This is a genomic window from Nocardiopsis halophila DSM 44494, from assembly GCF_000341245.1.
Lineage (GTDB): Bacteria > Actinomycetota > Actinomycetes > Streptosporangiales > Streptosporangiaceae > Nocardiopsis_A > Nocardiopsis_A halophila.
Genome location: NZ_ANAD01000243.1, coordinates 1 through 17,773, shown reverse-complemented (window position 1 = coordinate 17,773; position 17,773 = coordinate 1). Strand labels below are relative to the sequence as shown.

At 72.5% G+C, this 17,773-nt stretch carries 19 protein-coding genes; 5 read left to right on the top strand and 14 right to left on the bottom strand.

Annotated elements, in window-relative coordinates:
* Positions 1-5: 5 nt before the first annotated feature.
* Genes D450_RS31325 through D450_RS0125920 form a run of 5 tightly spaced genes read right to left on the bottom strand, consistent with a single transcriptional unit; the run spans position 6 to position 5,074 of the window.
* Positions 6-1,436 carry an SCO6880 family protein gene (locus tag D450_RS31325; RefSeq protein WP_152520916.1) on the bottom strand — a complete coding sequence of 477 codons (1,431 nt, stop codon included), beginning with the start codon at positions 1,434-1,436 and terminating at the stop codon, positions 6-8.
* Positions 1,433-3,373 carry a cell envelope integrity protein TolA gene (locus D450_RS0125935; RefSeq protein ID WP_017541543.1) on the bottom strand — a complete coding sequence of 647 codons (1,941 nt, stop codon included), beginning with the start codon at positions 3,371-3,373 and terminating at the stop codon, positions 1,433-1,435. The genes D450_RS31325 and D450_RS0125935 overlap by 4 nt, the downstream gene beginning before the upstream one ends.
* The gene (locus tag D450_RS0125930) at positions 3,373-4,137 is read right to left on the bottom strand and encodes a hypothetical protein (protein WP_017541542.1); all 765 of its coding nucleotides are present in this window, start codon (positions 4,135-4,137) and stop codon (positions 3,373-3,375) included. Before D450_RS0125930 ends, D450_RS0125935 begins: the two co-directional genes overlap by 1 nt.
* Positions 4,138-4,148: 11 nt before the next feature.
* Complete coding sequence (locus tag D450_RS0125925; RefSeq protein ID WP_017541541.1) at positions 4,149-4,478, bottom strand: hypothetical protein; 330 nt, start codon at positions 4,476-4,478, stop codon at positions 4,149-4,151.
* A complete protein-coding gene (locus tag D450_RS0125920; RefSeq protein ID WP_017541540.1) occupies positions 4,475-5,074 on the bottom strand; it encodes a hypothetical protein in 600 nt (199 codons plus the stop codon). Before D450_RS0125920 ends, D450_RS0125925 begins: the two co-directional genes overlap by 4 nt.
* A gap of 174 nt (positions 5,075-5,248) precedes the next feature.
* Here D450_RS0125920 and D450_RS33115 point away from each other — a divergent pair, with 174 nt between their 5' ends.
* Positions 5,249-6,385: a C40 family peptidase gene (locus D450_RS33115; RefSeq protein ID WP_051063664.1), complete on the top strand. Its 1,137-nt coding sequence runs from the start codon at positions 5,249-5,251 to the stop codon at positions 6,383-6,385.
* A gap of 104 nt (positions 6,386-6,489) precedes the next feature.
* Here the strand turns inward: D450_RS33115 and D450_RS0125910 are convergent, their stop codons facing one another.
* From D450_RS0125910 to D450_RS0125885, 6 genes are all read right to left on the bottom strand, one after another.
* Positions 6,490-6,747: a hypothetical protein gene (locus D450_RS0125910; protein WP_017541539.1), complete on the bottom strand. Its 258-nt coding sequence runs from the start codon at positions 6,745-6,747 to the stop codon at positions 6,490-6,492.
* Positions 6,748-6,946: 199 nt separating this feature from the next.
* Complete coding sequence (locus tag D450_RS0125905) at positions 6,947-7,318, bottom strand: hypothetical protein (protein ID WP_017541538.1); 372 nt, start codon at positions 7,316-7,318, stop codon at positions 6,947-6,949.
* A 51-nt stretch (positions 7,319-7,369) separates the two neighbouring features.
* On the bottom strand, positions 7,370-8,635 hold the full coding sequence (locus D450_RS31320) for a DUF1173 family protein (protein WP_083932798.1): 1,266 nt from the start codon (positions 8,633-8,635) through the stop codon (positions 7,370-7,372).
* A gap of 79 nt (positions 8,636-8,714) precedes the next feature.
* The gene (locus D450_RS0125895; RefSeq protein WP_017541536.1) at positions 8,715-8,966 is read right to left on the bottom strand and encodes a hypothetical protein; all 252 of its coding nucleotides are present in this window, start codon (positions 8,964-8,966) and stop codon (positions 8,715-8,717) included.
* Positions 8,963-9,169 carry a hypothetical protein gene (locus D450_RS0125890; RefSeq protein ID WP_017541535.1) on the bottom strand — a complete coding sequence of 69 codons (207 nt, stop codon included), beginning with the start codon at positions 9,167-9,169 and terminating at the stop codon, positions 8,963-8,965. The genes D450_RS0125895 and D450_RS0125890 overlap by 4 nt, the downstream gene beginning before the upstream one ends.
* A 76-nt stretch (positions 9,170-9,245) precedes the next feature.
* Positions 9,246-9,941: a TetR/AcrR family transcriptional regulator gene (locus D450_RS0125885; RefSeq protein WP_017541534.1), complete on the bottom strand. Its 696-nt coding sequence runs from the start codon at positions 9,939-9,941 to the stop codon at positions 9,246-9,248.
* Positions 9,942-10,952: 1,011 nt separating this feature from the next.
* On the opposite strand from D450_RS0125885, the gene D450_RS0125880 reads away from it, so the two are divergent.
* Positions 10,953-12,203: a hypothetical protein gene (locus D450_RS0125880; protein WP_017541533.1), complete on the top strand. Its 1,251-nt coding sequence runs from the start codon at positions 10,953-10,955 to the stop codon at positions 12,201-12,203.
* Positions 12,204-12,294: 91 nt separating this feature from the next.
* Here D450_RS0125880 and D450_RS0125875 read toward each other — a convergent pair whose 3' ends face one another.
* The 3 genes from D450_RS0125875 to D450_RS0125865 form a co-directional block, all read right to left on the bottom strand.
* Positions 12,295-14,268, bottom strand: coding sequence for a hypothetical protein (locus tag D450_RS0125875; protein WP_152520915.1), 1,974 nt, complete (start codon positions 14,266-14,268; stop codon positions 12,295-12,297).
* Positions 14,269-14,430: 162 nt separating this feature from the next.
* A complete protein-coding gene (locus D450_RS0125870; RefSeq protein ID WP_017541531.1) occupies positions 14,431-15,210 on the bottom strand; it encodes a protein phosphatase 2C domain-containing protein in 780 nt (259 codons plus the stop codon).
* Between the two features lie 11 nt (positions 15,211-15,221).
* Positions 15,222-15,998: a GntR family transcriptional regulator gene (locus D450_RS0125865; RefSeq protein WP_026128775.1), complete on the bottom strand. Its 777-nt coding sequence runs from the start codon at positions 15,996-15,998 to the stop codon at positions 15,222-15,224.
* 331 nt (positions 15,999-16,329) lie between these two features.
* Between D450_RS0125865 and D450_RS0125860 the strand changes: the two genes are divergently transcribed.
* From D450_RS0125860 to D450_RS31315, 3 genes are all read left to right on the top strand, one after another.
* A complete protein-coding gene (locus D450_RS0125860; protein WP_026128774.1) occupies positions 16,330-16,701 on the top strand; it encodes a hypothetical protein in 372 nt (123 codons plus the stop codon).
* Positions 16,698-17,336, top strand: a complete 639-nt coding sequence (locus D450_RS0125855) for a hypothetical protein (protein ID WP_017541528.1) — start codon at positions 16,698-16,700, stop codon at positions 17,334-17,336. Before D450_RS0125860 ends, D450_RS0125855 begins: the two co-directional genes overlap by 4 nt.
* A 69-nt stretch (positions 17,337-17,405) precedes the next feature.
* On the top strand, positions 17,406-17,773 hold a 368-nt coding region (locus D450_RS31315; protein WP_039820985.1), incomplete at its 3' end, for a hypothetical protein.

The window sequence follows — 17,773 nt, the reverse complement described above, 5'->3', positions numbered from 1 at the left end:
CCCTCCTAGAGGTCGGCGGGGTAGATGCCGCCCACCCCGAGTCCGGTCGCAAAGGCCGCGGCCTGCCCGCCGCGGCACAGCCGCAGCTTGAGCTTGGAGTTCCCGGCGGCCTGCTCGATCTCGCGGCGGGCCTCGGGCAGGTCCTCGGCATCGGCGACGGTGGTGGTCACGAACAGCGAGAACTGCACCAGCCCGGCGCCGTGGGCCTCCTCCATGGCGGCCAGGTTGGCGCGCTCGGCGTCGGCGTTCTCCCGCTGGGTGGGGGAGCGGCCGGTGCGCTGCCGGTAGGCCTGGCGGGCCGCGGCGGTGTTGGCCTCGCGCTCCAGCACCGCCCCGGCCTCGTCGCGGCTCAGGGTGCGGTACAGCAGGGTCACGCGGCGGGGGAAGCTGCCCGGCGAGCACAGGTGCAGCAGCACGCCGTGGTCCACCTGCTGGCGGGGGGCCTCCAGCAGGCACCAGGTCATCGAGTGCACGTTCTCGTGGGCGTAGTGGTCGGTGTGCTCTTCGGCGGAGACCGGGCCGGACTCGCCCCAGCTCACGTTCTGCCAGGCCGCCGACCCCGAGGTCTGCTCGGACTGGGGGTCGTAGGCCGCGCGCACGATGTGGGCCAGGTCGCTGGCCGAGGCGCGGCGCAGCACGTCGACCCCGGCCGGCTGCAGCGCCAGCCCGCCCAGGCTGCGCAGGGTCTCGGCGATCGCCTCGGGCAGCCGGCGCGTCCTGCCCCCCACGCGGGAGGGGTCGGTGGTCAGGCTCAGGCGGGCCTGTACCCGGGTGGAGGCGGTCGGGGCGGCCGCGATCACCTCGTCCATGATCCGCGCCACCCCTTCCGGGGCGCCGGGGTCGCGCCGCGCGGCCACGTGGTCGGCCAGGTCGGTGCCGGAGGTGGGCTGCAGCTCGATGGTGACCGCGGCGTGCTTGGCCATCGCGTCATTGGCCAGGGACCCCAGCAGGTTGCCCCAGGAGGCGACCTGGTGCTCCACGGTCTGGCTGTCGGCCAGCAGCGCACCGGCGGGCGAGAGCAGGTAGGTCGCCGTCAGCTGGCCGTTGCGCTGGTTCCACACCAGCCCCACCGGCCCGCGCGGGTCGGTGGTCTCGATCAGCCGGGTGGGCGCCAGCACGCCGGGCAGGTCCAGGCGGCGGGGGTAGGGCGCCCAGACCTGGGCGCGGTAGGCGGTCTCCCCGGCCATGCGGGAGGCCTCGAAGCGGGCCCGGGCCAGGGCCAGGTCGACCACCCACACCCCCTCGCGCATCCACATCGCCGCCACCGCCCCGGCCAGCCCGAGGGGGGCCAGCACGAACAGGACGGTGGTGGTGGTCAGCCAGGCCACCATCAGCGGTCCGACCAGGCTGCCCACCAGCAGGGCGGTCTGGCGCGAGTCCAGGGCGCCGATGCCCACCGAGCGGGCGCGGCGCCACCCGCCGTATCTCCTGCTCATCGGTGGCCTCCCTCATCGGTCTCACCGAAGCGGGCCTCGTCGGGGTCGGCGCCGGGGCGGCGCGCGTGCGGGGTGGGCGGGATCGGCTTGTAGTGCTCGGGGCCGGGCGGCGGGGCGGGCCGGTCCGCGGGTGCGGCCGGGCCCGGCGGCTCGGCGGGCTCGGGCGGGGCGGGGGGCGGCTGCGGTGGGGTGGGGAACTCGCGGAAGCTCACCCCGCCGCTCGGGCCCGCGTTGGGCTCGGTGGCGCCCGGGGCCCCCGGGTGGGGGTGGCCGCCGGCGGGCTCCGTGCCGGAACCGCCCGGCCCCGGCCCTGTCTCCGGGCCCTTGGCCTTGGCTTCGGCCTCGCCTTTGCCGCCGGCTTCGCCCGCGGGGGCGGCTGTCGTGGCGCGGGTCCCGTCCGATGTGGCGACCTTCGCGGCCTTCTCGGCCGCGTCCCCGCTCTTGCTCAGCAGCAGGCCGACCCCGCCCGTTCCCACCCCGGCGGCGGCCTCGGCCGTCTTGCCGATGGCCTGGCGCTCGGCCGTGCGGCGGGCCTGCTCGGCCGCGCGCTGCTGGGCGCGCTGCTCAGCACGTTGGGAGTAGTGGCTGGTGATCTGCTGGACCATCATGACGTTGTTCATCGCCGACCCGAGCGAGGCCCCCTGCTCGACCATGTTGTTCACCAGCGGCCCGAAGGCCTTGAGCATCATCCCCGGGGCGATCACCCCCAGGCACATGGTGAGCAGGCCGCGCATGAAGTCCAGCTCGCTGCCGGGCAGCACCGCCTCGGTGAGGCCGACCCCCATGACCAGGGCCACCATGGGCTTGTAGAGCACGATGGTCAGCGCCAGGGAGATCAGCCCGGGCAGCCACTTGCGGGTGGCGGCCCCGCCGATCTGCCCGGAGGCGGCGATGGGGATGATCAGCGCGATCAGGGGGATGGCGGCCTCGCGCACGAACAGCAGCGCCATCTGGATCAGCATCATGATCAGCCCGATGATCCCGAAGACGATGGTGCCGGAGGCGTTGTTGTAGTCGCCGAAGTCCACCGACTGCGTGGCGCATTTGAGCAGCTGGTTCTGAGCCTCGCTGTCCTCAGGCGAGACGGCCTCGTCCACGTCGTCGGCCACGTCCTCGGGCGCCTGGCACTGCTCTTGGTCCTGTTTCCAGGACTGGCCGTAGGCCGAATCGAAGCCGTAGGTGATGAAGCCCTCGGTGAGGGTGTCGGCCGCCTTGATAGCGAACCCCAGCAGCATCACACCGCAGACGGTCCACACCGCGAACCACATCACGCCCTTGACGGTGGTCATGAGCACCTCGGGCTTGCGCGACCACATCATCTTCAGCGCCTGCCAGACGAGCAGCGAGAACGCGATGACGCCGCCGATCCAGAGCATGTGCGGGTAGAACATCTGCGCACCGTTGGTGGCCAGGTCGACGTGGAAGGCCTCGCTGACCAGCCAGCGGGTGAGCAGCCAGTACATCGCGTAGATCAGGCCGGAGTTGATCGACTCGGCCAGGGTGTCGGCGGCGCTGGACCCGATGCTCTCGATCGGGTCCCTGGTCTCCAGGGCGGTGGTGCGGTCCCGCTCCCCGGTCTCCCGGTCGAAGCAGGTCGAGGTCGCGTCGAAGACCGTGGCGACGCAGACCGCCTCTTCCCCCGAGTTGATCTCAAAGCACAGGTTCTCCCCCGTCATGTTCCCCTCGGGGGACAGGGTCGACTCGTACCTCTCGGCCGCCTCTTCGTCGCTCTTTTCGACCGTGTCCAGGAAGGTCTGGAACTCCTCCTCGGAGACCTCGTTGAGGTCCTTGCAGTAGCGGCCGTCGGCGACCTTGCCGAACCCGGCCTCCTGCATCTCCTCCCCGCTCATGGACCAGGGGTCGAAGTCTGCATGGGCCGCCCCGGCGGGAAGCAGCAGCAGCGCGGTCAGCCCCAGCAGCGCAGCCAGGCGGCGCATCACCAGGACGTCCCCCCTTGGAGCGGAATCCACTCCGAGCTCCGGAACTCCCCGGTGCCGGGCTCGGCCTTCTCCGGCACCTCGATCTCGGGGAACTCATCGGAGATGACCCAGTCACCACCGCGCACGTCCTCGCCCCATAGGCACCGCACCTCCAGGGTCTCTAGGAAGGTGGACTGGGCCTCGACGCCGTCGGAGACCGTCACCTGGAGGAGGAGAGCGACCTCGGTGGTGGCCGAATCGATCTCCTCATAGACCGCCCCCACCGGCAGCGCCGAGTAGGTGGCCTGCTGAGGCAGGTCCTCCAGGTCCACATCGAAGCCGTAGTAGTCCAGCTCGTTCTCGATACCGAACTCCGAGTCCTCGGCCAGCTGCTCCATCTCCTGCTGCCCGAGATCCTGCAGCTCGGCGGCATAGACCGAGCGGACCTGGGCCTTGGCCTCAGGGTCCAGAGTCACGTCGTGGGAGGCGTAGGCGGCGACCATGGCCACCGCCCCTTCGGGGGTGCGCTCGAAGCCCACCGGCAGCCCTTCGACCTGGTCCTGGCCCTGGGGCAGACGCAGCGGGTCGCCCGGGCCGCGCGTCGGGGTCGCGGAGGGCGAGGGGGACTCGGCGGCCTGACCGCCGCCTTGCCCCGAAGAGCGCAGAACGGTGGTGATCGCGACCGCGGCCACGACGGCCAACACCACCACCAGGGCGACCAGGACGGTGATGAGGATGCGGGTGCGGCGGGCCGAGGCGGCGATCTCGCTGGGGGTGCTCACCGGGCCGCCCCTTATTCGGCCGGCGTGGCCAGCACGCCCGTGACGATCGACCCGGCCATCACCAGCGTGCACAGCCCGGCGATCACCCACAGCATGCCCGTGGCGCCCTCCACGCTCAGGTTGTGCCGGTTGCGGTGCCCCATCATCATCATGCCCGCGCACACCACGATGCCGAAAAAGCCGCCCAGGCCCCCGACCCAGTAGGCCCAGGCGATCCAGTCGCTGGCCAGGCCGTCCATGCCGGGCGGCGCCTCGGGGCCGGTGTCCCAGTCGGGGTAGCCGTCGGCCAGGGTGATGGCGCGCAGCAGCGCCTCGGTGACAAGCAGGGGAATGGTGCTCAACGGGTCGCCTCGGTGGTCTCGGTGAGGATTCGCAGCAGGTCGGCGCGCAGCCGCGCCACGCGGCGGGCAGCCCGGGGGGCTCGGGTGCCGCGGGCGGGGGTCAGGCACTCCAGCGGGTCGTCGACCTCGCGCAGGCGGGGCAGGTAGGGCAGGTGCACCACGGCCCGCACCCGCTTCTCCAGGGTGCGGATGCGGTGGGCGGCGATGCGCGGCATCGGCACGGGGGCATCAGCCGCCACCAGCAGAACCGGCAGCGGCAGGTGAAGCTGCCAGGAGCCCAGCATCCGCGCCGCGGCGCCGATGTCGTGGGCGGTGGAGGGCGCCACGATCACCGGGCGCTCGCCCCGGGGCAGGGCCTGTCCCGCCTCCAGCACGTGGGCGCCAAGCTCGGGGCCGTCCAGCAGGCGCGCCACCACGTGCGCGGTGTGCGCGCACGAGCGGTGCGGCGCCAGCAGCGCCACCGCCGGCCCGGCCCCGGGGGGCCGAAACGCGTCCTCGGGCCGGGCGGCGCCCTGGTGGCCGGTGGCGGCCTCGTCCTGCCGCGGTTCACCTTCCTGCGCAGGCCCGGCCTCGACCTGGCGGAACGCCAGAGCCATTGATGCTCCCCCCGCACACGCATTGCAGACAGATCATGACCTGCAATTCGGAACTCCTTTACGATTGTTGCATCATACGTCCCATGTGCCAACGTCGTATCGCTGCACCTCCCCCGGCACACACGCCCCGCCACCGCCCCGGACCGACCCCCGCCAAGTTCTCCCGGTGACCCCGTGCTCAAGCTGATCAAGTACCTTTTCGGCGCCATTGTCGCCCTGGTCATGGGCATAGTCCTGGTGATTGTGCTGCTCATGGACGGCAACGCCGCAGCCGGTGTGCCCCAGGAGGTCGAGGGCATCCCTCCGGTCCTTCTGGACGCCTACGCCCAGGCCGCGGCCAACACCGAGCGCGTGCGGCCCGGCTGCGCGAACATGCGCTGGAGCATTCTGGCCGGAATCGGCAAAGTCGAGTCCAACCACTTGCAGGACCTGGGCTCGGACATCAAACCCGACGGCGACATCGACCCGCCGTTGTACGGGCCCCAGCTCAACGGCGAGGAGTTCGCCGCCATCCCCGACACCGACAACGGCGAGCTGGACAACGACACCGAATGGGACCGCGCGGTGGGACCCATGCAGTTCATTCCCGACTCATGGGCCAGATTCGGCCAGGACGGCAACGGCGACGGCAAGAAGGACCCGCAGAACGTCTTCGACGCCACCCTGGCCACCGCCGCCCACCTGTGCGGGAGCGCCAAGCGCGACTTCTCCGACCGCGAGCAGGTCAAGGCCGCCGTGCACGCCTACAACCCCGGCGGCGGCTCCTCGCCCGACGACAACCAGTACGTCGCCGACGTGATGGAGGCCCTCGACCGCTACGACGCCCTGCATCAGGTGCCCGCCGACTTCGACGGCGACACCCACCCCAGCGCCGCAACGGCCATCTCCTGGGCCAAGCAGCAGCTGGGCACCCCCTACGTCTACGGCGGCACCTGCACCGACGCGCAGATGACCCCCACCCAGGGCAACTGCGACTGCTCCTCGCTGGCCCAGATCGCCTACCAGCAGGCCGGCATCTCGCTGAACCGCACCACCACGGCCCAGTACTTCGGCCAGGCCGACCAGTTCAGGACCTTCCCCGGCACCAAGCCGCTGACCAACGGCCAGCTGGCCCGGCTGATGCCCGGCGACCTGCTCTACTTCGACACCGGCGGCGCGGGCGGCGACCCCTCGCACATGGGCATCTACCTGGGCGGCACGCGGATGCTGCACGCCCCCCGCACCGGCAAGGACGTCGAGATCATCGAACTGTTCGACGGCTACTACGACGTCCGCTACCGCGGGGCCCTGCGCCCCTGGGAACCGGCCTGACCGACCGGGGCATCGCGCCCGCAGGGGGCGGCGCCGACGGGGCGAGGGAGCCCTCCGCCCAGGTGCGGGCACCCCGGGAGGAGGGGAGAGGACCGCGGCCGGTCTCAGTCGTCGGCCGGGCCTCCGGCGGCCTTGGCCTGGACGGCGGCCTGGGCCTCCTCCAGCGCCCGCTGGCGCTTCTCGGCCTCCTCGTCGTTCATCATCTGCGGACGGGGGGACATCAGCAAGGCGAGGGCCGACTGCACCGCCTCGCTCACTTCCTCCGCGTGCGGCGAGGCCGCGGGGTCCGCGTAGAACTCCAGCGCCATCCGCCGGGCGCGGCCCCTGTCCAGCTGCTGCATCTCTGCGACCTGGCCGATCACCAGCTCGGTGAAGAAGGCCTCGTCCTCGTCGTCCTCGTTCGGCTTGGTGGGGTCCTGGTGCTCGATGGCCGCCTCCTCGAAGCTTCTGTCCGCGCCGGTGGTCCGGGGAGTCTACTCACCGCCCCGCCCGCCCTGCAGCCGTATCCGCGCCTGGGCCCTCGCCCCTGCGGGCCCTCGCCCGCCCGTGCGGCGCGGGGGTTCACGGGCCGCCGCGCCGCTGGGGCAGGTGCGGGCCGATGGCGGCGATCTCGGCGCCCGTGCGCCGCCGTTCCCGGACATCGTCCAGGGCGATCTGGACGGCCTCCTCCACCACCTGCGGGGCCAGGCCCGCCTCGCCCAGCTCCAGGCGCAGGCGGGCGATGCCGCGCTCGAAGGCCCGGGCCTCGGCGGCGCGGACCCGCCAGGCCTGGCGCGCGGCCGCGCGCGGCGCCTGCAGGATCTCGGTGGCCGCCAGGTAGGTCGGCAGGCCGCGGCCTGCCAGGTAGTGGCCGGCCGACCCGGCGAAGCACTCGTCGCCGGGAGGGCCCACGAACGCCGGCCAGTGGTCCGGCTGGTGCTTCCAGGCACCCATCCCCAGCCCTCCCTCTCTCGGCCGTCGGGGCCGCGGTGCCCGACCGCCTGGTCACCGGCCGGGCTCCGCGGCCCGTGCCCTGCGCGCCGCAGACGGGCCCAAGGGCTCCACTCTCGGTAGCGGTTCGGAGACCTCCCACTCGATGAGCGGGACCTGCCGGCGCCGATAGTAGTCGCGCTTGTCCTGTTTGCGCTTGTCGTAGGCCTGGTTGCCCTGGATGCCGTACACCTCCACGCAGGTGTGGGGCCAGGTGTCGACCAGCGTGAAGTCGGGCAGGACCGCCGCCTGGCCGTCGTAGCGCAGCGGCTTGACGAACGAGCGCCCGGCCCGCACCAGGTGGTCGGCCATGCGCAGCTCATAGGCCGAGTCCACCGGGATGTAGCCGGCCGTGGCCAGCATCAGGGCCATGTCCACCGCGACCAGGTAGCCCTTGGCGCTGACCTGGACGGCGAACAGCCCCACGGTGCGCCCGGCCGATCCGGCCTGGGACAGGGCTGAGGGGTAGGAGCGCCGGGCCCGCTCCATCAGAGCGCTCCGGGCGTAGAGGGGCTGGCGCAGGTGGGCCAGGCGCACCCCGTGTCCGTGGGCGGTGGGCCAGGTCGTCTTGACCTCGCCCACCACCAGCCCGGTGGCCCGGCGCCTGCCCTTGCCCGAAGGCCGCAGCCTGCGCAGGAAGGCCTGCAGCCCCTCGGCGTTGTGCTCGGCCCGCTGCGGGGTGAAGGGCGGGACCACGTACAGGGTGGCGCCGAGGTCCTTGCCGTTGACCCGCACCTGGTCGGCCGCCTGCTGCAGCTGTTCGTGGCAGCGCGTCCAGGTGCGCCGCCCTACCTCCGGCCCCCAGGCCGCCAGGCCGCCGGCCTCCCACAGGTAGTGGGCCATCCCCAAAAGGCCCAGCCGCGAGCGGCTGCGACCGGCCGCCCCCGGGTGCGCACCGCCCGCGGCCTTGGTCGAGGTGTGCTCCTCCAGTGGGGTGCTCAGCCGGATGCTCACGCCTTCGGGGCGCTCGGTGATGGCCCCTGAAGCGTATTCGCTGCGCCCCGAGGCGGTGCCGGAGCGGAAGAAGGGGCAGGTCACGAAGTGGCGGTGGCCCTCGCCCGGCCAGACCGCCAGGTGGTAGCGGCCCGAGCGCACCCGCACCACCAGGCGCAGCCCCGGCGAGCGGCACAGGCACAGCGCGTGCCCCTCCTCGGCGCGGGCTTGGCGGAACAGCGCCGAGTACCGCTCGGGGGAAGAGCGCACCGATCGGAGGGGCACGGTGCGGCCCGCGAGCTCGACCTGGCCCGACACTGTCGGCGATGCGGTGGTTTCGGGGGGCATGTCCCCTGACGCTACCGACCCCCCGTTGGCGCGGGACCGCCCGGAGGGCGGCCGGGACCGGCCGGACGGGCGGGCCGTGTCAGCCGTTGGCGCGAACGGTCAGCGCATCGACCCGCAGGACCGCCTCGTAGACGGCCGCGGAGATGGTGACGTCGAAGCGGTACATGATCCACACGTGCGGGATCTCGGGGTCGGCCTGGGCGATGCGGGAGGGGTCGGGCTCGTCGGCCAGCTCCAGGACGTAGGCAAAGGCGCGGACCCGGCTGCGCTCGGGAAGCGCTTCGGCCTGGGCCAGGAAGTGCGGGGTGAAGACGGTCTCGCGAAGGCTCACTCCACCCGCCCGGCGGCGCGGTCGGCGCGGTACTGGGCCAGGATGCGCTCCACCTGGTCCATGTACTCCTCGAAGGTGGCGAAGGAGCCGGCGGGGATGGTGTAGCCCGGGACCTCTTCGCCGCGCTCGCGCATCTTCGCGTGGCGCCGGATGTGGGCGCGGTCCTCCTCGGTCAGCTCCGGGTGGTGCTGGGGCGCGGGCATCGCGACCTCCTCTGCGGGGCGTGGGCTCCAGGATAGGCCGTCGGCGAACGCCGCGGCGGGCCCTGCGCGTCCCGGCTCACCGGGGGGCATCAAGGTCGCCGTAGACGGCGCGGACGGTGGCGATGAGCCTGCCCCGGAGGGCGTGGGCGTTCTGCTGGCGCTGCTGGTGGTCACCGAAGAGGTGGGCGTTGCATTCGGCGAAGACGAGCCGGATCTGTCCCGCGGCCACCGCCATCGCCTCGGCCGGCGCCTTCTGGGGGATCGCGCCGACCTCGCCCTCCTCTTGGGCGGCCCGCCCCAGGGCGTCGACCCAGAAGTAGAGGGTCTCCTCCCACCACTGGGCGTCCTCGGGGCGCCCGGAGGCGCCCACGGCCATGGCCGCGCGAAGGACGTGGCCGCTGGCGATCCACATGTCGAGCACTCCGGGGGGCGAGGCGGTCTCTCCCTGCGGGGTCATGCCGACCAGGCGCGCGACGAAGGTCGCGAAGGTGTCGCTCTTGCGCAGGCGCAGGTCCATGGAGCCGGTGTACTGGTCCAGAGCGCTGGCGGTCACGGCCTGCACGACCGCCTCCCGCGTGGGGAAGTAGCTCTGCGTGAGGGTGGGCAGGCTCATGCCCGCGCGCTTGGCGATGTCGGTGAGGGTGACATCCCAGATCGAGTGGTTCTCGCGGAGCAGGTCCGAGGCGGCCGACATGACCTTCGCCAGGGCCGCCTGCCTGCGGTTGCTGCCGGTCGAGTTGTCGTGGTGGGCCCCGGCATCGGATGTGCGCATAAGAGGAGGGTAGCCCGCATCTACCGCACTTCGACACTCTCCTAACCCGAACCCGGATAACCCTAAGTTGCTTAAGGTTTCGCCTCAGCCGCCTTGATCATCGCCTTCCGTGCTGGAAGACTCACCCGCATGCCGCCGGTCCAGGACGGGGACCGGCGGCAGACCCCCCTTGGGAGGCACGTGGTGCTCGACGACGAGGTCCTGCGCGGTGTCCGCGCGGCGCGCTCCCGCCTGGGCCGGGCCCCGCGGTGGGCGGTGCGGGCCTGCTGGCCGCTCCTGGCCCGCCGGATGTCCCCCGGGCTGCGGCTTCCCCGCGTCTCGGTGCGCGTGCCCGGCGTGGTGCTCGCACGCGGGCGGCCGGCCCTGGTCATCCCGTTGCGCCCCGATGTGGTGCGGGCTGTGCGCAGTGCTGTGGATATGGGCGGACCGGTATCGCGGAATGCACACGATGCGGCACTGCGGGCCCACGAAGTTGAGGTTTTGCGACACAATGGCCTACGACTTGCGCCCGTCTGCCACGCGGGGGCGAGCCGCCCCGCCGAAGGGGCCCAGACACACGTGAGGCCCGGCTGCCAACCGGGCCGCGTCACGTGATCGGGGGATCGTCTTCCGGTGCCAGCCGGTGGATCCCCGGGGGCCAGAAACAGTGCCAGCTGTTCTGACCTCGAAAAAGTTGAGAAGTAAGTGGGTCGAACGGACGAAGACGAAAAAAGGAGGTCGATCTGGACTTTTGAGAGGCGGTCCCGCTCACCGCGGGGCGCCGACAACCCCAAATCCGCAGCTCATTCGCGTTGCGCCTGGCGGGCGCCGCGCCCCTGAGTACTGTCTGCTGACCCGGAGGTCGTGGTCATCGTACCCGATACCCCCGGGCCGGGTCTTCCATGCCCTCATTCCGGCCGACCGATCGGCTCCGCCGGGCACGGCCGCAGACCGGCCCGCCCCCCTGAACAACCGAAGAAGGCGCAGGCCACCTCGTCCCCCAGAGCGCGCACGCCGGCGCTGGGGGACGAGGTGGCGTGGCCGCGCCTTGCGCGCCCGGTCTGGTTCCGCATCGCCGCTCTGCTGGGCGAGCGCGGCCTGCTGGGCGCGGCCGCGGCGCGCATGGCCAGGCATCTGACCCACCATGCCGACGAGCAGGGGTATGTGCGCGAGGTCGAGCGCATGATCGGCGCCTACCGGGTGCGGCACGGTGTGTCGCGGCGCACCGCCTACAAGGACCTGGCCGCCCTGGGCACGGGCGGCGGGGCGGGGCTGGTGCGCCAGACCCGCGCCCCGGCCCCGGGGCGCTCGGCGCGCTACCAGCTGTGCGTGCCCCGCGACCTGCCGGGCGATCTACCGGCGTCGCTGGCGCGGGCGGTGCGCCGGGCCTGGGCACGCCCCTCCCGCGAGGGTCCGTCCTCGTCTTCGGGGGGTGCGGCGCGCCCGGGGCGGGTGCGCCTCGGGTCGGGCACCGCCGAGCACCACCGGGCGCTGTCCGGGGCGGCGATGTACTCCTACGGCCCGGCCGCAGGGAAGCGGGAGACGGGCGGCTGGCCGGCGTGGGTTCACACGTGTCCCCTATACGCGAGGGACAACCCCCATCCCCGCCGCGGGCGCTCTGGTTCCAGCTCAGCGGCGGTCCATGCTTCGGTGGGGGAGGATCTTTCCCAACTGGCTGGCCAGGTGCTGGAGCGGTGCCGGAGCCGGTGGCTGGCCCAGCGGCCAGCGTCTTCGACGCCGGGGCCGCCGGAGCTGGCCGGGGTGGTGCCGCTGGTGGCCGGGGCGCTGCGCTACCTGCCCACCCCGGATGTGGTCGAGGCGCTGTCAGACCGGGTGGCCTCGGCCCGGGACCTGGCATCAGTGCTGGTGGTGCGGCTGCGCAGGGTCATCGCCGCTGGGCGGCGCGCCCGGGCCGCGCCCGCCGACGAGCAGGGGCGGCGCTATGCCGAGCTGCTGGCCGAGCGGGCCGAGGAGGCCGCCCGCCAGCAGGAGTCGCCGGGGCGGGCGGCGGCCATCGCCGCCGAGCGCGCCCGCCAGGAGCGTCACCGCCGCGAGAAGGCCGAGCGCGCCCGCCAGATGGCCGCAGCCCCTGCGGCGCCCCGGATGGTCGAGTCCGGCCCCGCCTTCGCAGCCGAGGTCGCCCGGGCCGAGGCTGAAGCCGAGCAGCGCCGCCGCCGCGAGCGGGAGGCCGCCCTGGCGGCCCGGGTCGCCGAGCACCGCCGCGCCGCGGCCGCCGTGCCCCGACAGACCGCGCGCCGACCGGTCGAGCCGGCGCCGGTGTGAACCGCCCCGGGGCGAGGAGACCGGGGCGGCTCCGTCAACGTTGTGCCCGCGCACCCGACAGACCCCCACCTTTACAGTGTAAAGACAGGGGTTATCTTCTGTCTCCACACCGAGGGCAGGGCACCGCCACAAGCTGGGACCCGACCGTACGCACGACGTGACGGTAGCGCGGCGAGAGTTTGTCAGCGTTGCAGTGCTGGTCATCGCACTTAGGAGCGGCGAACTCCGAGTCGATGTCATCGGCGCCGCCGAGCAGGTGCTCCAGCAGCCGCGCCGCCTCCTCGCTCACCCGGTTCTCCTCGCCCCCCGCCGCCTGGGGCGGGACGGCGTCGGCGGGAACCTCGGCTTCGGGCGCCTCCATCGGCACCCCGTTCCCGTCGCGCCAGGTGCCCGAGACGGCGTCGAAAACCCACGCGTCCTGGCCCTGGTCGGCGGCGGCGCACTCGGCGCACCGCCCCTGTGCGTCGGCCTGCTGGCACCAGGGGTGGGCGGCGCAGCGCGGCCCCGGCGGCGGGGCGGGCAGGCGCTGGCCGCCGAACTCGCCGGGCGCCTGTGCGGCGAAACCCTGCGGGTCGCCCAGGCGGGTGGCCAGGGCCCACTGGCGCCGCACCTCGTACAGGCGCGGGCAGACGGCCTCCCACAGCCGGGCCGGGCTCCAGCCGGACGCCAGGTGCTGCTCGGCCAGGCCCACCAGGTGGTCCCGGTCCCGCACCGGATCGCCCAGCGGCTCGGCGTGCGCGGTGCCCTCCAGCAGCTGGTCCACGATCCGCTCGGCCACCGACGATTCCTGCGGGGCGCGCGAAGCGCCGCCCCCCTCCTGCTGCTGTCGGGTGGTGTCTCGTGATCCGTCCGCGACCGGGGCCGCCCCGCGCGCGTCCTGTACCTGACCGACCACGGACGGAGGGTCTGTATCCCCGGTCTGTAGAGCAGGGTCTGTATCTAGGTCTCCGTGCTGCACATCAACAGCCTCCGTGCTGCACATCCACTCCCTCCGTGTTGCACACCAACCCCCTGTGGAAAACTCCCCACTCCTGAAGTTATCCACATTTCGCAGGTCAGGGGGTAGGTGTGCAAACTGGAGGGTCCGGTCGGACAGCGCCAGCTCCTGCCGTCGGCTGAGGCGATCGGGGTCGCGCCACTCCCCCACGTGCAACGGGAAGGGGTAGGCCATCCCGGCCGGCGGGCTGACGCGCACCACGTAGCCGGTCGGCTCGCCCGCCCCTCCGAACCGCCGCCCCCGGTGGTCGCGGTGCAGCCCGGTCTTGCTGATGGCCCCCACGTGCTCCAGGTGGCGGGTGATCTCGCTGACGGTGCTCACCGACATGTCGAACCGCCGGGCGATGACCTCCCGGAACAGGCGGTCCCCCGTGTTCATCCGGCCCTCGGCCAGGCTGGTGTGGGCGGCGATGAAGACGTAGACGCCCAGGTGCTCAAGCCCGACCTCAGGGTAGAAGGCCATCCAGGACATCGCCTGGTTGAAGGGAAGGACCTGTCGGCGCTCCTCGGCGGGGACCTTGCTGTCGGGCCCCTCCTGCCGGAGCCGCTTAGTGATCTTTGCGGGGTTGTGGTACTCCCACCGGTCCAGCGGCCCCTGGTGCAGGAAGCCGTCCGCGGGCGCCGCGGCGAGCTCGTAGCGCGGCGCGGCCCGCACCCGCCCCTTGGTCTCGGTGCACGAGGAGGGGCACTCCAAGTTCACGGGCGCCCCGCACGAGGCGCACGGGCGGGTCTTCCTCCAGCGCCGGTGCACGTGGAGCGCGCCGGCGGCTTCGAGGCGCTGCACCAGGCCGGGCGGATTGCCCCGGCGGCCCCCCTTGCGGCTGACCACCTGGGCGGTGACGCCGAACCGGTCGGCGATGTCGGCGGTGGTGACGTTGGAGACCAGCTCGCCCTCGGTCTCGTTCACGAAGGCGCGCAGGAAGGCGTAGGCGCCCAGGGCCCGCGCGTCGGCCGGGCCGAACATCACGAATCCGGGCACCTGGAAGTGGGGGTAGTAGAGCGGGCGCCCGTCGGGGCCGACGATGACCTCGCCGTCGGGCCCCACGGGGGTTTGCAGGCGGTATGGCACGTGTGTCGCTTCCTAGGCCGACACGAAGACCCGACTTCCCGCAACGCCGCTTCCCCGGTCGGGTAGTATGGCGTCATATGTGAATGGGCGGGTGAGTCTGGTCGGTCGGCCAGCTCATCGGTTCGGTGAAGGGCCCGGCGGCAACCGGGCCTTTTGCTTTTCCTAGGGCTGGGCGCCGGGCGCCCAGAGGATCGCGGTCGCATCGTCGTGCTGCTTTCCACGCCTCTTGAAACGCGCCCGGTCCTCATCGGTCTCGGCCTCTTCGGCCCGGCGGGTACGCGCGATGACCGCTGCAGGCCCCTCGTCGGCCAGGCGCTGCACAAGCTCGCCCCACTCCCAGATGCCGAAGCGCTCGACGAGCCGCGCCGCACCGTCGGTGAGCACCGCAACCCGCTCGACGTCAGCCCAGACTGTCGAGGCCGTGAGTGCCTCATGGGCTGCCTGGGGGGCAGTGCTGGCCACCCAGAACCCCCCTGGAACGTTGCGCGCCCGGGCCACTCCCTCGTTGGAGTAGTCGCCCAGGAAGTCGTTGCGGTCGTCCTTGACCACCCGAAGCTCATCACGGGTCTGGACCACCACCGGGGAGTCGGCCAGCGCCAAGGCGTCGAGCCGCCCGCCCGACCTCCGGGCGATGGCCACCGCAGCCGACGGGCTGTCGGGATTCGTCAGGTCGCAGGTGTGACCGTGCTCTCGACAGGTCCGTGCGATCGCCTCTTCCAGGAGGTCGGCCAGGGGCGCCTCTTCATCGAGGGTCAGCAAAAACCCCAGGTGGGCGCCCAGGGTTCGGGCATACCATGCCGGGTCGTGGATGCATCCTGTCTCGACCCCCGGGCGGGCGGTGGCCCCGTCGATCGCTACCGCCCACGACCCTTCGCCGGCCGCGGCGAAATCGTCTCCTGGCCCGCCTGCCGCCCCCGCGACATTCAGCAGCGTCATGCTCATCTGTGCCTCCTTCAATCAGGGATGGTGAACCGGTAGTCGAAGGCGGTCAGCGCCGAGGACATGACCGCGTGCATCACCTCCACCGGGCGCTCGTCCGTGGCGTACAGCGTCCGGTACAGCTCGATCACGGGCACGCCCTGGGAGATCTGCAGCTCGACGCTCTCCCAGGTCGTTGGGGTGCGCGCGGTGAACTCCTCGCGCACCTCGGCCAGGCGGAAACCCTGGTCCTCCAAACGGGCGAACGACCCGCCCGGACCAGTCTCCACCTGCTTCAGCGGGGTTCCCTCGATGTCTTCCAAGCGGAAGTAGGAGTCGGCGACCTGGTTGGGAACCTCGTCGATGTAGGTCGTCCGTCGGCGAACCCAGACCACCTGCCCCTCTGGAACCTCCAGGCGATCGGCGACCTGGGGCGGGGCCGGCGTCTCCTCCAGCGCGCGCATCGCCTGGCGGGCCTGCTTGCCCTGGCGCTCAGCCTCAGCCGAAAGGATCGGCCTCCCCTCAGGCCCTGACCATGTCGAGCGCGCGTAGCGCTCCATGCCGTGCCTGCGCACGCTCGGACGCTGGCGGGCATAGACCCCGGCCCCCTTCCGCGTGGTGACCAGCCCCAGCATCTTGAGCTGAGTCATCACCCAGCGGGCGGTCTCCGGCCCGACTTCGTAGATCTTGGCGAGCTCGCGCGCCGAGGGCAGCTTGGAGCCCGGAGGGATCTCTTCGGACTCGATTTTGTCCCTGAGCAGGCTCATGAGCTGCTCACGAGCACCGCGAGGGTCGTGTGGATCCAAAGCCATGAGGAACACGATACCACCTAGGTACCTAGGTGTTGACGTTGGTTGCCGGGGTGTGGTCTCATGATTCCCGTCGCCAACCGAAGTACCTAACAACCTAGGTACCTAGGTGGTTTGGTGTTGTGCTCGGATGCGGACTCCGCTCCCGCTGACCTGCGGAAGCGCGTGGAAGCCCCGGTGCACCCGGTGTTTGAGAACTCAACAGAGCGTGAGCCCTGCCCCTATCCCGCAACCACGGGACGGCCGAGCAGGGAAGACGCGGACCACGGGCGCCCCGCCGGCGCCCCCGCCCCGACACGCCGGGGCGGGACGGAATGGCCGCGCACTCCCGTCCGTGCGACGGCGGTCGCCCCTACCGCAGTGGGAGCGGCCGGGGCCGCACGGCCCCACCGACCAGCAGACCGACGCCGAGGAGACCCGCATGGACCACACCGCCCCCGAACTCATCGCCTGGCGGCTCGAAGACGAACTCGACCTGCCGGTGCTCGGCGCGGCCGACCCGGCCCGCGACCGCGAGAGCGCCCACCAGGCGCTCGTGGAGGAGCTGTACGCCGCCACCGGCCGCCCGATGGCCCCCTACACCTGCGACGGCAACGAGGAGCTGGCCGCGGCCCGCCACCAGGGCCCGCCGGTGCTCCTGGCAACGGTGGCCGAGCTGGCCGCCCGGCGGCCCGGCCGCACCGAGGTGCAGGCGGTGGCCGCATGAGGGGCCGCAACGCGCGCCTGAACGCACAGCTGAAGGAGGCCGAAGGGCGCCTCGCCACCAGGTGGGACCAGCTCCTCACCGAGACGCGCAGGTCCACCGAGCTCAGCCAGCAGCTGATGCGCACCACCTGGGCGCTCGAAGAGGCCGAACAGGCCAAGAACAGCGCCGCCAGCGCCTACAACGGCACGCTGATCCTGGCCGAACACAACCGGCGCCGGGCCGAAGAGGCCGAGGAGCGGCTCAAGGCCTCCCAGCAGGAGCAGGCGCGGCTGGAGAGCGCGGTGGCCGCCCTGGAGGAGGAACTGGCCCAGGAGCGGGCCCAGAACGCGGTCCTGGGCCAGCGGCGGGCCCGCGCCGCCGGTCGGCTCATAGACCGGGCCCTGACCACTGACCAGGCCGACCAGGCCCAGCGGGCCGCCGCGCTGGCGGCCATGCCCCTGGCGGCCTTCACCGTCCCCGAGATCACCCGATGGGGGGCGTACCCGGGCCGAGGGCCCGGCTACCGGTTCGGAAACGGCCCCGAGGTGCAAGACCCGGTTGAGCACCTGCAGGACCGCTACGGCCTGACCCGCGAGGAGGCCAGGAAGGCCGTGGCCGAGATCGACCGCGCCATCAAGGAAGAGGAAGCGGCCTGAGGCCCCGACCGATGACGGGTCGGGGCCTCGTGCTCCGGAAGACCGCTTAAAGAAATCAGGAGCCCCATCATGCTATTCGACAGGTTCATCACCCACACCGCGACCGAGAAGAACGGGGCCGAGGAGATCGCCGAGGAGGCCCCCCTCCCCGAGCCCGACGCCCCACCGGCCGACGGGGGCGGGAACCGCCTGGTGGAGGCCCCCGGCGGCATCACCCCGGCCCGGGTCCTGCTGGCGGTAGCCGGGCTGCTCACCGCCCTGTCGATGGTCTGGACCGCCTGGAGCGTCCTCGACCTGATCGACAAGCTGGCCACCGACACCCCCACACCGGTCGCCGTCGCCGTAGCGGTGGCGGTCGAGGTCGCCTGGCTGGCGATCGTGGCCGTGGAGTGGCAGCACATCCACCGCACCGGCCGGGCCCCCGCGGGCCTGGTACG